Annotated in this window: 10 protein-coding genes, 1 tRNA gene, 1 rRNA gene and 1 pseudogene; 3 read left to right on the top strand and 10 right to left on the bottom strand. The window is 51.1% G+C overall.

The window, feature by feature from the left end:
- Positions 1–20 precede the first annotated feature (20 nt).
- Positions 21–191: pseudogene (locus tag IEW06_RS20935) on the bottom strand (BF3379 family histone-like protein); the annotation flags it as partial.
- Between the two features lie 248 nt (positions 192–439).
- Positions 440–1684 (bottom strand): aminotransferase class I/II-fold pyridoxal phosphate-dependent enzyme, encoded by a 1245-nt coding sequence (locus tag IEW06_RS14655; protein WP_187732042.1) that lies wholly within the window; start codon positions 1682–1684, stop codon positions 440–442.
- A gap of 299 nt (positions 1685–1983) precedes the next feature.
- Between IEW06_RS14655 and accC the strand changes: the two genes are divergently transcribed.
- A complete protein-coding gene (gene accC / locus IEW06_RS14650; protein WP_187732043.1) occupies positions 1984–3495 on the top strand; it encodes an acetyl-CoA carboxylase biotin carboxylase subunit in 1512 nt (503 codons plus the stop codon).
- 112 nt (positions 3496–3607) lie between these two features.
- On the opposite strand, the gene bshB1 is transcribed toward accC, so the two are convergent.
- The 8 genes from bshB1 to IEW06_RS14610 all read right to left on the bottom strand — a co-directional run bounded on the left by bshB1 (position 3608) and on the right by IEW06_RS14610 (position 12649).
- The gene (bshB1, locus tag IEW06_RS14645) at positions 3608–4327 is read right to left on the bottom strand and encodes a bacillithiol biosynthesis deacetylase BshB1 (RefSeq protein ID WP_187732044.1); all 720 of its coding nucleotides are present in this window, start codon (positions 4325–4327) and stop codon (positions 3608–3610) included.
- Positions 4328–4445: 118 nt separating this feature from the next.
- On the bottom strand, positions 4446–5552 hold the full coding sequence (locus IEW06_RS14640; protein WP_229743134.1) for a M23 family metallopeptidase: 1107 nt from the start codon (positions 5550–5552) through the stop codon (positions 4446–4448).
- A 209-nt stretch (positions 5553–5761) separates the two neighbouring features.
- Positions 5762–6709, bottom strand: coding sequence for a thioredoxin-disulfide reductase (gene trxB, locus IEW06_RS14635; protein WP_187732046.1), 948 nt, complete (start codon positions 6707–6709; stop codon positions 5762–5764).
- A 195-nt stretch (positions 6710–6904) separates the two neighbouring features.
- Positions 6905–7768 (bottom strand): sigma-70 family RNA polymerase sigma factor, encoded by an 864-nt coding sequence (locus IEW06_RS14630; RefSeq protein ID WP_084447456.1) that lies wholly within the window; start codon positions 7766–7768, stop codon positions 6905–6907.
- Between the two features lie 108 nt (positions 7769–7876).
- Positions 7877–10042: a polyribonucleotide nucleotidyltransferase gene (gene pnp, locus IEW06_RS14625; RefSeq protein WP_187732047.1), complete on the bottom strand. Its 2166-nt coding sequence runs from the start codon at positions 10040–10042 to the stop codon at positions 7877–7879.
- A 197-nt stretch (positions 10043–10239) separates the two neighbouring features.
- Positions 10240–10515 carry a 30S ribosomal protein S15 gene (gene rpsO / locus IEW06_RS14620; protein WP_133272904.1) on the bottom strand — a complete coding sequence of 92 codons (276 nt, stop codon included), beginning with the start codon at positions 10513–10515 and terminating at the stop codon, positions 10240–10242.
- 173 nt (positions 10516–10688) lie between these two features.
- Positions 10689–12122, bottom strand: coding sequence for an LptF/LptG family permease (locus IEW06_RS14615; protein ID WP_188548505.1), 1434 nt, complete (start codon positions 12120–12122; stop codon positions 10689–10691).
- A gap of 113 nt (positions 12123–12235) precedes the next feature.
- On the bottom strand, positions 12236–12649 hold the full coding sequence (locus tag IEW06_RS14610) for an START-like domain-containing protein (protein WP_084447460.1): 414 nt from the start codon (positions 12647–12649) through the stop codon (positions 12236–12238).
- A 136-nt stretch (positions 12650–12785) separates the two neighbouring features.
- Between IEW06_RS14610 and IEW06_RS14605 the strand changes: the two genes are divergently transcribed.
- Positions 12786–12859, top strand: a tRNA-Met gene (locus IEW06_RS14605).
- A 909-nt stretch (positions 12860–13768) separates the two neighbouring features.
- Positions 13769–14047: ribosomal RNA gene (locus IEW06_RS14600) — 16S ribosomal RNA — on the top strand; the annotation flags it as partial.

Here is a 14047-nt window from a genome sequence, read left to right as displayed (position 1 = left end):
GCGCCGGCAGCTTCGCCGCCAGTGTTCTTCATGTTCTGCACTTCGGTGCGGATCTCTTGGGCCATGTTCTTCAACTCCTGCATTCCCTTGCGCACACGGGTACCGGCGGCTGAGTTCTGCTTATCGTAAAACTTGTCGAAGTCACCCTCGAGCGACATTACTAGGTCCTTGAGCTTGCTAAAATTGTTCATTGGAAAAGGGTTTATGGGGGAAGAAAGGTTGTTATTGACTGGCTCTAATATACAGGGATTTCAAATACAAGCAATATTTCTATTTTTTTTCTAAAACGCCCCCCAGCGCTTTATAGGGCGATTTTTGCCCCCCTTACAACCAAATAACACCTCCCCCAACCATGACCATACAACGGGATAATACAAAAAATAACACCGACAACCATTATGATTGTCGGCGTTAACGCTTCCACAAATTGCTAAACTGACTAGGCTTGCACGGATGCAGTAGTCTTAGAATACAGGCCCTTATTGAGCTTTTCAGCCACCGCTTCGAAGGCCGTAATGGTCAGGCGCACGTCTTCGAGCGTATGCACGGCCGTTGGGATAAGGCGGAGCATAATCACGCCCTTTGGAACTACCGGATAAACCACGATAGAGCAGAAAATACCGTGATTCTCGCGTAAATCGAAGGTTATTTGCGTTGCGTCGGGGATTTCGCCGCTCAGGAACACAGGAGTCACCGGCGACTGCGTAGTACCGATATTAAAGCCCTTTTCGCGCAAACCGCTCTGCAAAGCCCTAACCACCGTCCAGAGATTCTCTTTCAGCTCTGGTTGCGTGCGGAGGAGCTCCAAACGCTTCATTGCACCCACTACAAGCGGCATAGGTAGCGATTTGGCGAAAATCTGGCTACGCATATTGTATCGCAAATATTCAATTACGCTCTCAGGGCCCGCTACGAAGGCTCCGATGCTCGCCATGCTCTTCGCAAACGTTGAAAAATAAAGATCAATGCCGTCCTGAACACCCTGTTCTTCGCCCGCTCCAGCGCCGGTAGCGCCCATTGTGCCGAATCCGTGCGCATCGTCAACGAGCAATCGGAACTGATATTTTTCCTTCAGAGCCACCACATCGCGCAGGTTGCCCTGGTTGCCTGACATGCCGAACACACCCTCCGTAATCACGAGAATACCGCCGCCGGTTTCGGCCGTCATGCGGGTGGCCCGCTGCAGCTGCTTTTCGAGGCTTTCCATATCATTGTGCGGATACACAAAGCGCTTGCCCTGGTGCAGCCGTACGCCATCAATAATGCAGGCATGCGACTCGGCGTCGTATACAATCACATCGTGGCGGTTCACCACGGCGTCGATGATAGACACGATGCCCTGGTAGCCAAAGTTGAGCAGCAGGGCATCGGGCTTCTTCACGAAGTCGGCCAGCTCAGCCTCCAGTTGCTCGTGCAGGTTGGAGTTGCCACTCATAATACGGGCGCCCATGGGCGTACCCATACCCCACTCCATGGCAGATTCACCGTCTACCCGGCGCACCTCCGGGTGATTAGCCAAACCTAAGTAGTTATTGAGGCTCCAGGTAAGCACTTCCTTCCCGCGAAAAATCATGCGGGGCTTGATCTCGCCTTCTAGCTTGGGAAAGGTAAAGTAGCCGTGCGCATAGTGCGAGTGGCTGCCCAATGGGCCGCGGTTGGAAGCAATCTTCTCGAAAAGATCCACGGAGGAATAAATTAAATGTGAAACGAATACGGCAGTAGTATGCTGGACACAACCACCGGTCTTGTGCAAAGTTATGGCAATTCACGAAGGTAACTGCGAAAGCCGTGGCTTTCTACTTTGCTGACGCAGCATAAAAATGCCCCCCAGCACTTCCCCGAGCCAACAGAATGGTGTTTCTTTGAGCTAAGTTAGCGGTAAATTGTTCCTTGTCAGTTTCCAGTATAGCACAAAAAACTGACTTTATTGTCCTCCTAAGCTGGCATCTGGTTTCTATTACCAGCCATTTCCCACCCCCTTACATGAAGCAAATCAAAAAACTACTGGTTGCCAACCGGGGCGAAATCGCACTCCGTGTGTTGCGCTCGGCCCGCGAGATGGGCATCCAGACCGTAGCTATTTATAGTGAGGCCGACCGCCAGGCCCTGCACGTGCGCTACGCCGATGAGGCCGTGTGCGTGGGGGGTCCACAATCAAGCGAAAGCTACCTGCGCGGCGACAAGATTCTGGAAGTGTGCCGCCAGCTTGGCGTCGACGCCATTCACCCCGGCTACGGCTTTCTGAGCGAGAATGCCGCCTTTGCCCGGAAGGTAAAGGAGGCAGGCTTAATTTTCGTTGGTCCCTCGCCTGAGGCTATGGAGCTGATGGGCTCCAAGCTCGCTGCCAAAGCCGCGGTGGCCGACTTTGATATTCCGATGGTGCCCGGCACCGAGGAGGCCATCACGGATGTGGAAGCCGCCAAAGTAGTGGCGCGCCAGGTTGGTTTCCCTATTCTGATTAAAGCATCTGCGGGCGGTGGCGGCAAGGGCATGCGCATCGTGAATGCGGAAAGCGAGTTTGAGGAGCAGATGCAGCTGGCCGTATCGGAAGCTACCAGTGCTTTTGGCGATGGTGCTGTATTCATTGAAAAGTACATCGGCTCGCCTCGCCACATCGAAATTCAGGTGCTGGGTGATGAGCACGGCAATATTGTACACCTTTTTGAGCGCGAATGCAGCATTCAGCGCCGCCATCAGAAGGTGATTGAGGAAGCGCCCTCCTCCGTGCTCACGCCTGAGCTACGCGAGCAGATGGGCCGCGCGGCCGTGGATGTGGCCCGCGCCTGCAACTATACCGGAGCCGGCACGGTGGAATTTCTGCTCGACGAAAACCACAATTTCTATTTCCTGGAGATGAATACGCGTCTGCAGGTGGAGCACCCCGTCACGGAGCAAATCACAGGCTTGGACCTCGTGAAAGAGCAGATTCGGGTGGCTCAGGGCGAGCCCCTGCCCTTCCAGCAGGATGATCTTACTATTACCGGCCATGCCCTTGAGCTGCGCGTGTACGCCGAGGACCCGGCCAACAACTTCCTGCCCGATATCGGCACGCTCTCTACCTACGTGCGACCCCAGGGCCCTGGCGTCCGCGTTGATGACGGCTTCGAGCAAGGCATGGATATTCCGATCTATTACGACCCCATGATTGCCAAGCTCGTCACCTTCGGCAAAGACCGCGCGGAAGCCATTGCCCGTATGCTGCGCGCCATCGATGAGTACCAGATTACGGGTATTGAAACCACGCTCTCCTTCGGCCGCTTCGTACTTCAGCACCCGGCCTTCGTGGGGGGCAATTTTGACACAAACTTCATCCGCGACCACTTCACCCCCGCCAATTTGGCTATTGGCACCGATGATGAAGCGGAAATCAATAAGCTGGCGGCCGTGCTCGGCGCGACGCTGCTCGCCGAGAAGAAAACGCCAATTGTTGCCGCTACGCCCGAATCTTCCGCTACAGGTTCAGCCTGGAAGCGGAATCGGTTGGGCACGCGCTAACAGAACATTAAGTAAGCATCCTAAAAAAGCCCCCAGAAACATTCTGGGGGGACTTTTTTAGGATGCTTACTTAATGGCAGAGAAGCAGAATTCAATTTTTATCGAAGCTGATTTAAACCAAATCCGACAGCTGCCGCACCCCCAGTGTCCGCTCGCGGGTGAATCCTTCGCCGAACTCTACTCCTATTAAGTGCCCGAACTCACGGGCGCGAGCTTCCATAAACTTCGAAAAGGCCGGCGTAGACAAATACGTAACGGGTTCGGTGCTGTTCGCGTCGAAGAACTGGCTTTTGAAAGCCTGAATTGCCTCCCACTTCTTATCCCAGAACTCCGATATATCAACCACAAAATCGGGCGCAATTTGCCGGTCCTGTATATAGTGATATACCAGTTGGGGCCGCCAGGCGGCCTGGGGCTGGCCATTTTCATCCAGCGTTTCAATCATCTTCAGCCCCGACAGAAAGCACGATTCGGAAGCCAGCTGGGAACCCCGGCCGTGGTCTGGGTGGCGGTCGTGAATGGCATTAAGCAGTACAATATCGGGTCGATAGCGTCGCACGGCGGCAATTATCGGCAATTGGTGTTCCCGGTCGTTATAAAAAAAGCCGTCGGCCAATCCCAGGTTCTCGCGGGCGTGCAGGCCCAGTATTCTGGAAGCGGCGGCGGCCTCTGCAGCTCGTATTTCGGGAGTGCCCCGCGTGCCAAGCTCTCCCCGCGTTAAGTCTACTATTCCTATCTTCTTGCCTCGGGACGCTTCGGCTAGTAAAGTACCGGCACAGGACATTTCCGCATCGTCGGGGTGGGCGGCGATGGCCAGAATATCTAATTTCATGTTGCAGGGGTGGTTAAAACGTCAAATGACTTAGCCGGTAAAAGCTGAGGCGTCTGCTGTTGTAGCAGAACAACCAGCGCTTTACCGGCTAAGTCAGTGAAGAATTCTAGAGGGCAGATTATTTAATACGCAACGTACGACCGATACGTAAGGTTGACGTGCCACCATTCAGCCGCTTAATCTGACTAACCGATACGCCGTATTTTTCAGCTATTTCGGAGAGCGTATCGCCACTTCTGATCCTATGCGTTACAATCCGCCGTGCGGCTGTTGGCTTGCTGCTACTGCTGGAGCCAGACCGTGAGCGGCTCTGTAGGGCTTTACTGTAATAGTTGAACAGAGCCGAGGTAATCTGAAAATTGTCTTGCCGAAGCTTATAATCCGGAAAGTCATACATCCGCTCGGGGTCTATGGGGTTGCCTTCGTAGCGCACCTCATAGTGAAGGTGCGAGCCTGTGCTGCGGCCCGTATTGCCCCCCAGCCCGATAACTTGTCCAGCTTTCACAAAAGTGCCCGTCGTAACAAGCGACTTGCTCAGGTGGCCATATAGGGTTTCAATACCGTTATAGTGACGCACCAGCAGATAGTTTCCGTAGCCGCTTCCGTCCCATTTCGAGATCCGCACTACCCCATCGAAGGCGGCGCGCACGGTGTCGCCGGTATTCAGATCCAGGTCAACGCCATAGTGCCAGCGGCTACCACGAAACCCAAAATCGGAAGTGGTAGGCGTCGTACCCAGAGGCATTTTGGCATATCGCTTCCGCGGCGGATCTACCAGCTTCAGCGTGAGCGTATCGCGCAGCCGGCGACCATCAACGCGATATGGATTGATGTTGCGCGTATCCCAGATGGCGTAATAGCCAGCCACTTTCACCCACGAGCTGTCAATGCGAACCTCGTCAGACACTTCCACGATATGCTGCTCGCCTTCATTCAGTGAGGTGGTATCCTCACTGACCATCGACAGCTTTTTGGCGGGATTGAAGAAGATTGATTTGGCTGCTTCCGAGTTGTCATCGGGCAAATCTTCCGTCTTTATAAGAACAGTCGTATCGGGCCGCACGTAGCGGATCGTGGGCGATTTCATGCGGAAGAAATCCTTCCGCTGGCCCGCCGAGCCACCCTTAGCTTTTGGCTGGGGGGCTTTTCGGCGTTGGGCCTGGGCTGAGTTGGGCCACGCAAGCAGCAGCCCAATCATCAACAGGGGCAGTAGCCCATATTTCAAAAAATTCAACAAAAGCGAATGACGTTGAGGCGTTCCTCGCCCCTAAGGGCAGTTTTCAAGATAGCAAGTTAAGCAACCAAACGTGAATGCCTGGTGGCTAGTGTGTGGCTTATAGGCAAAGAGCCTGGAAAACTTAAATTAAAGAGATGTCATACCAAGCTGAACAAAATGTTTTGCCCGGCTTGGTATGACGTGAGTTAAAAAATCCTTTAATGCTCACCTAAAGCAGCCAGATACCGTTCTGCGTCCAAAGCAGCCATACAGCCTGTGCCAGCCGCCGTCACCGCCTGACGATAGGTGTAGTCCTGCACATCACCACAGGCAAACACACCATCGACGTTGGTTTTGGATGAGCCAGGAATCGTTTTCAAATACCCTTGCTCATCGTGGTGCAGAAAGGGCTGAAAAATCTTGGAATTAGGTTCGTGCCCGATAGCAACAAAAAAGCCCTCCACCGGAATTTCACGCGTTTCATGAGTCATCGTATTCTTCACGCGCACCGCTTCCACGGCATGCTCGCCCAGAATTTCGTCGGTTACCGTGTTCCACAGAACCTCTATTTTGGGGTTGTCGACTACACGCTTCTGCATGATTTTCGAAGCGCGCATCTCACCCTTCCGCACAATCATGTACACTTTCGAGCACAGGTTGGCTAGATACGTTGCCTCCTCAGCCGCCGTATCGCCAGCGCCTACAATGGCAACTTCCTTACCGCGATAAAAGAAACCGTCGCAAACAGCACAAGCCGATACACCCGAGCCATTCAGCCGTGCTTCTGACTCTAGGCCAAGCCACTTAGCCGAAGCACCAGTAGCGATAATCACAGTATCGGCGGTGATGGTTTTATGCTCGTCAATAGTTACCTGGTGCGGATGACCCGAAAAGTCCACTGCCGTGGCCAGACCATAACGGACATCCGTTCCAAAGCGCGCCGCCTGGTTTTTCAAGTCTTCCATCATAGCCGGCCCCATCACCCCATCCGGGTAACCAGGAAAGTTCTCGACGTCGTTAGTAATAGTAAGCTGTCCACCGGGCTGCAAACCTTGATACATAACGGGCTGCATATTAGCACGGGCGGCATAAATAGCTGCTGTATAGCCGGCTGGTCCCGAACCGATAATCAAACACTTTACGTGTTCCGAATTGGTATTTTCCATTTCTGGTGAAAGCGGAGATGCAATAAAAAAATTGAATATGGCCTGGGTGCTCGTTTGAGCTTCAAACGCCACAGCAATAGTAGCAAAAAAGCCCCCCAGTTATCATTTCAGAGTACATCTGAAGGAATGCTACTACCACGTGTAACAAAAAACCCCAACGAATAGGCTGGGGTTTTTGAGGCTGGGGGGCAAAATTTACCCCAGATAAGGCTTCAGGGCTTTGGAGCGCGAAGTGTGGCGCAAGCGGCGAATAGCCTTCTCTTTGATCTGGCGAACCCGCTCCCGAGTCAGGCTAAACTTCTCACCAATTTCTTCCAGTGTAAGCGAATGCTCGCCATTCAAACCGAAGTAAAGGGTAATCACATCCGCTTCACGCTTGGTAAGCGTAGAGAGGGCGCGCTGCACTTCTTTGCGCAGTGAGTCGTTCATTAGGCCCGTATCAGGCGATTCCTCGTCTTCATTTTCGAGCACGTCGAGTAGGCGGTTCTCTTCGCCTTGCACGAACGGCGCGTCTACGGACACGTGACGGCCTGAAATCTTGAGCGTATCTACTACCTCAGAGGTAGTCAGTTCCAGTACTTCGGCAATCTCTTCGGGCGAGGGCTCCCGCTCAAATTTTTGCTCCAGTTCAGAGAAGGATTTCGAAATTTTGTTTAGGGAACCAACCCGGTTCAGCGGCAAGCGCACAATGCGCGACTGCTCGGCCAAGGCTTGCAGAATGGACTGACGAATCCACCATACGGCATAAGAAATAAACTTAAAGCCGCGGGTTTCATCAAAGCGCTTAGCTGCCTTAATCAAGCCAAGGTTGCCCTCATTGATCAAGTCGCCCAGCGAAAGCCCCTGGTTCTGATATTGCTTGGCTACTGATACCACGAAGCGAAGATTGGCTTTGGTAAGCTTTTCCAGTGCTTGTTGGTCACCTTCCCTAATCCGCTGCGCCAGCGTTACCTCCTCGTCGGGGGTGAGCAAATCCACTTTGCCAATCTCCTGGAGGTATTTATCCAGCGACTGGCTTTCGCGGTTGGTGATTTGCTTGCTGATTTTAAGCTGTCTCATTGCGGGCGCGAAAGAGTTGTATTATGATAGTTATTGAACATTACTGATACCTTTTACGGGTACTGGCTAGTTTTGGGCAACATGCCGGTACCCGCGAAAGTTCGAAGACTAGGCTTGGGCTTCACCATTATCGGCGGCTGTACGCTCGGGCCGTGGCAATAAAACCTTGCGCGAGAGACGGTATTTGCCGGTCTTCTTATCGATATCAAGCAGTTTTACGTCAATTTCCTGACCAACTTCCAGCACACCTTCCAAGCTATTCAGGCGCTCGTGGCCTACTTCTGAAATGTGCAAAAGGCCGTCTTTGCCAGGCATAATTTCTACGAAAGCACCATAAGGCTGGATGCTGCGAACTTTACCCTTGTAGGTTTCACCTATTTCTGGCTGAGCTGCAATAGCACGGATGCGGCCAATGGCTGCTTCCATATCCTCTTGGTTCGATGCGTAAATGCTTACGTGACCTTTCTCGTCCTTCTCCTCGATAATTACCGTAGCGTTGGTGTCCTTCTGGATCTGCTGAATGACTTTGCCACCGGGTCCGATAATAGCACCGATAAACTCTTTCTCAATCAGCATCTTGTGCGAACGAGGTGTATGCGGCTTCATGTCGGCGGCGGGCTGGCTGATGGTTTTAGCCATTTCGCCTAAGATGTGCAGACGGCCTTCGCGAGCCTGGTGCAGAGCAGCAGTCAGGATTTCGCTGCTCAACCCCTGGATTTTGATATCCATCTGGCATGCCACGATTCCTTTCTCAGTGCCCGTCACTTTGAAGTCCATATCACCCAAGTGATCTTCATCACCCAAGATGTCAGACAACACAGCATACTCGCCGGTCTCTTTATCTTGTACAAGGCCCATTGCGATACCGGATACTGCGGCGCGAACTTTCACACCTGCATCCATCAGTGCCAATGAACCAGCACAAACCGTAGCCATCGACGAAGAGCCGTTTGACTCCAGAATATCCGATACAATACGAATAGTGTAAGGGTTCTCGTCTTCACCTGGTAATACACGCTTTAAAGAGCGCATAGCCAAGTTACCGTGGCCAATTTCCCGACGGCCAGGACCGCGGTTAGGTTTTACTTCGCCAGTCGAGAAGGCCGGAAAGTTGTAGTGTAGCATAAACTTGCTATAGCCCGAAAGCATAGCAGAGTCAATAATTTGCTCATCCAATTTAGTACCCAAAGTCACCGTAGTCAGCGACTGAGTTTCACCGCGTGTAAACAAAGCAGAGCCGTGTGCACCGGGCAGATAGTTAATTTCGCTCCAGATAGGACGGATTTCCGTGAGTTGACGACCATCTAAGCGCGTACGCTCCTTGATCATCATGTCGCGGATAGCCTTCTTCTCTGCTGATGCGTGGTAGCGGCTGAACATTTTCATGTTCAGTTCGGGCTGCTCAGCTATAAGTGTTTCGAGCAACTCCTTCTTGATAGCACTAAAGCCTTCCTTACGGCCCGCCTTGCTAGTATTGCCAGAGTAAGCTACGGTATAGGCCTTCTGATAAACAGCATCAGTAATACGCTGCTTCAGTTCGGCATCCTCTTCGTATTTTGGATAATCACGCTTTACAGCAGCCTTCTCCACTACAGCGCCCAGCTCCATCTGCACGCGTACCTGCTCCTTAATCGCTTCATGAGCATAAGCAATGGCTTGCACCATTTCCTCTTCGCTCACTTCATTCATCTCGCCCTCTACCATCGCCACCGAGTCGGCGGTAGCACCAACGATGAGGTCGATGTCTGCGCGGGCAATGTCGGAGGTTTTGGGGTTGATTTGCAGCTTACCATCGATACGCGCTACGCGTACTTCTGAAATAGGGCCAGCAAATGGGATATCAGAAACAGACAGTGCAGCTGAGGCGGCTAGAGCAGCCAAGGCATCAGGCTGGACATCCTTATCTGCTGATATCAGCGAAATCATCACCTGCACCTCATAGTGATAATCCTTGGGGAACATGGGGCGCAAAATGCGGTCGACCAAACGGCTAACGAGGATTTCGGAGTCCGACAAGCGACCTTCGCGGCGCTGAAATGAACCAGGAATTTTGCCGGCCGAGCCAAACTTCTCCTGATAATCAACTGATAAAGGCAAGAAATCAACGCCTTCGCGCTGGCTGGGCTGCGAAACCACCGTAGCCAGCAGCATGGCATCGCCAAGGCGTACCACTACCGCCCCATCGGCGAATTTGGCCAATTTGCCAGTTTCAAGGGTTATCTGCCGACCATCTGGCAGCGTAATAGTTTTGGTAATAGCGTGGTAATTAGGCATCGGAAAGATTGCTTAGAAAAGCGACAGCGGGCGAGCAGCCAAAAAAACAGTACCGGCCTCCGGTATTATTTTACTCTAGAATTGTCTGGGGGGCTTTTTTATAATGTAACAGTTTGCCTTACCCAAAAGGTGACCCAAGGGGTCAAAAAAAGAGCAGGGAACCCTCTAAAGAGGGCTCCCTGCTCCTACGGACGGGATTACTTGCGGATACCCAGCTCCTTAATAATTGCGCGGTAGCGGTTGATCTCGCGGTGCTGCAGATAGTCAAGCAGGCGACGACGCTTACCTACAAGCTTAAGCAAGCCTAAGCGAGTCGAAAAGTCTTTTTTGTTAACCTTCAGGTGCTCCGTCAGGTGATTGATGCGGTGCGTAAACAGCGCAATTTGTGATTCAGCCGAACCGGTATCGGTGGCAGACTTGGATAGGCTATTTTCAGCGAAAATAGTCTGTTTTGCTTCGGTAGTGAGTTTCATCGGCAGATAGGAGTTACCCGTCTGGAATTAAAATATGAGAAAAAAGGCCACCCCGCATCTCGGAGTGGCCGCAAAGGTAAGAGTTTTTATGGCTCGTTGTTCGTTTTTGACCGTTCAGATTTGCACTTCTGGCTTTGGAGCTTGGATTAGATGCCACAAATAAGTAAAAGCAACTAGGATGCGCGGCGGTAACCACGAAAGGGCCAGCGAATTTTGGCTGGTAGTCGGCGCCAGAAATCCACTTCAAGTACGCCCGAGTCGCGCCGTGCTTGGTATAGAAAAAACAGTCCTACAGGCAACAGCAGTGCATCAGCAATCCACATGCCTAGCCCTACCGGCAGCACACCTTCGCGCCCATACTTCTCTCCCATGATGGAGGCCACGTAATAAATAATAAAGAACAGTATAGAAATCAGCACTGGCACGCCCAAGCCACCTTTCTTAATAATGGCCCCCAGCGGTGCGCCAATCAAAAACATAATCAATACAGCAGCTGACTGCGTGTACTTGCGGTAAATCTCAATGCGATAGTTGCCGGTTTCACGGGCTAATGTTGAAAGGCGCTCAACTGAGCTACTCAAGTAGCCACGCAAGTTGCGGGCCCGGTTGGTGGCCTGTTGCACTTGGTTGAGCGTGAGGGGGGGCAATTCTTTGGTTGATACCTGCCAGTTCGCCACCCGCTGATTGGCAGCTTGCCCAGTAGTATCAAGCCGCATATGCACATAATAGGGGTTCAGCATCCGCACTTGTTGTTGTCGCTCGGTACCAAGGCGCTTATGCAGCGAATCAGTGTACTGATGCAGACGCGGCAGATCCATCATCATTTTGTTCTCCGTGAACAGCTCCTGCTGCGTCCGGTTCAAATCAAAAGACGCTAAAGAGAACGTAATCAAGTTGCGCGAAAAAGCTTGGCGCACGAAGCTCGCTCCTGCCCTATTTCGAACATCGGGCTGCTCCAGATACATGACGCCATCGAATAACTCCAACCCCAAATATTGCCCCCCAAAGCGCATAAACATCCGGCCAGAATCAGCCAGAATAACCTTGGAGTTACCGTCTGTATTGGTGTGGTCATAAATCATGACGCCCTTAAGCAGGTCGCCATTCTCACCAGCCTTCTGATTCACCTTAATAGTATAGCCGGGAATACCGTTATAGAACACACCCTCCCGAATATCCAAGGACAGTTTCTGTTGGCGCACATCCCACAGCAAGCTGTAGGCGTTCAGATTAGCCTTTGGAACGATGGTATTATTAAACCAGAATGCTCCAACGGCCAACACCAAGCTTACCAGCAGCACCGGTCTCAGAATACGGGTTAGCGAAATTCCAGAAGTCTTGATAGCAGTCAGTTCCTGGTGTTCGCCCAATGTTCCATAAGTCATGAGCGACGATAGCAGCACCGCCAAAGGCAGCGCAATTGGTACCATCAGGACACTAAAAAAGAATAATAACTGGCCAATGACCGCGAAACCGAGGTCTTTGCCAATTATATCATCCATGTATTTGAGCATATACTGCGTCAGCAGGATAAACTCCACCACTGCGAACGTAAGTAAAAAAGGGCCAGCAAAGGCCTTCAGAATCAGTTTGTCGAGTTTTTTCATTGATCAACCAGAAATGTACCGCTGGGGGGCATTTCCACTAAAAAGGAGCAGTAGGTAAACGTAGCTACTGCCCGTTTAGCTTCTGCTCCTTCAATTTTTATAATTAACCCGACTTATCCGCCTACTTGTTCCCGCAACTTAACAATCAGGCTATCCCACATTTCCTGCAACTCCTCCTCATCCGTTTCTTCCGAGTAGTCTAGCACCCGCAGATATACCTCTTGTGTTAGCTGAGATTCTTCCAACGTAAAGTCGAGGTAGCTCGCATCCGGCGTCAGTCGTTTGTTCTGATCCAGAAACACATAGCGCACCGACCGATTGGTGCGATGTGAACTCATCTCGGCGTAGTGAGGCTGATTATCCCAGATAAAATTGAAGCGGTGATCCTCATCAATGCGCACGTCCTGACAAAACCACTGCGTCAGCCCTGATGCTGAAGCCAAATATGGGTACAGAATTTTGGTTGATGCATTAATAGGGTATTCCACCGAAAAACGGTGTTTTGAGCGAGTTGCAGAGAGAGGCATAAGGTAGATATATAAAAGAACGGCATCACTCCTACCCAAGACATATGGCAGGTAGTGGGCAATATACACGGGTTTTTTTTTACTAAGGATTGCGTCGGGTCAAATCTTGTGCCTACCTTTGCGGCACCAAAAACCCGGCGGGGTAGCTCAGTTGGTTAGAGCACAGGATTCATAACCCTGAGGTCACGAGTTCAACTCTCGTCCCCGCTACAAGAAAAGGCCTTCCTAACATAGGAAGGCCTTTTTTGCTTTTCCGGGAGATATTTTGAATAGTTCCCTTGTTCAAATCTGAACATACTCGACCTTTCACTACAGCACCAGGCTTTGCTCTTTTTAAGGGGACGTTCAACTAGCATCGCCTTACCCTGCTGAGGTTCTATGGATACTCAATCTTCCAAATCTGATTTATCGTTAGTCTTATTCATCATTCATCGGGCGATTATCAAGGTTCTATAGTAAATCAGTAAGTATAAACAGATAAGCATAGACAGATGAATATAATATTCCAACCCACCCATGCATTGTTCAGCATTGGCAAGAAGTTTTTAAGGAGTCATCATTATAATTTGAATCACTATAATACTCTAAAACATACAAATGTCCCACCTTTCACTACGACGCACTAAACTAGTTTCAAAAAATATTTGCGACATCTATTGCATTGTTAAGAGACATTTTTACCTTTGCACCCCGATCACAGAAAGACTCCATACGGGAGTCGCAAGCTGAAAAAATATTTAAATTTTTTTTGGTTTATCGATAAGGGTTTCTACCTTTGCACCCCCAATCAGAAAGAAGCTTTGTACGAAAGCAAATTTCCTGGTGGTTAAGCGAACTAATAACATTGAGTAAGCTGTTTGTTAAAAGCTCGTTATGAGTTTAAGAACACCAGCAAAAAGAGGTTCCGGCTAGTGGAGGGAAAGGGCTATGGGAGTAGCGGCAAGGTTAGCTCAACAGGAGCTGGCGCACGTTCTTTGAATGATTGGAAAAGACAAATTGGTAAGGCTGCCGGCGGTAGGCAACTACCCACGGTAGCAAGCGTAACAAACGAGTTCAACACAAAGAGTTGGATCAAGCACTCGACAGCAGCTTAGGTTCGCCTAAGTGAAGAGAATTTATACAATGGAGAGTTTGATCCTGGCTCAGGATGAACGCTAGCGGCAGGCCTAATACATGCAAGTCGAACGGGCGGTAGCAATACCGCTAGTGGCGCACGGGTGCGTAACGCGTAACCAACCTACCCACAACTGGGGGATAGCCCGCCGAAAGGCGGATTAATACCGCATAAGCTTGATGACCGGCATCGGTTGTTTAGTAAAGATTTATTGGTTGTGGATGGGGTTGCGTAGCATTAGCTAGATGGCGGGGTAACGGCCCACCATGGCGACGATGCTTAGG

The organism is Hymenobacter qilianensis (assembly GCF_014638675.1).
Taxonomy (GTDB): Bacteria; Bacteroidota; Bacteroidia; order Cytophagales; family Hymenobacteraceae; genus Hymenobacter; species Hymenobacter qilianensis.
The sequence above is the reverse complement of the archived record's forward strand: the minus strand, read 5'-3'. Positions and strand labels throughout refer to the sequence as shown.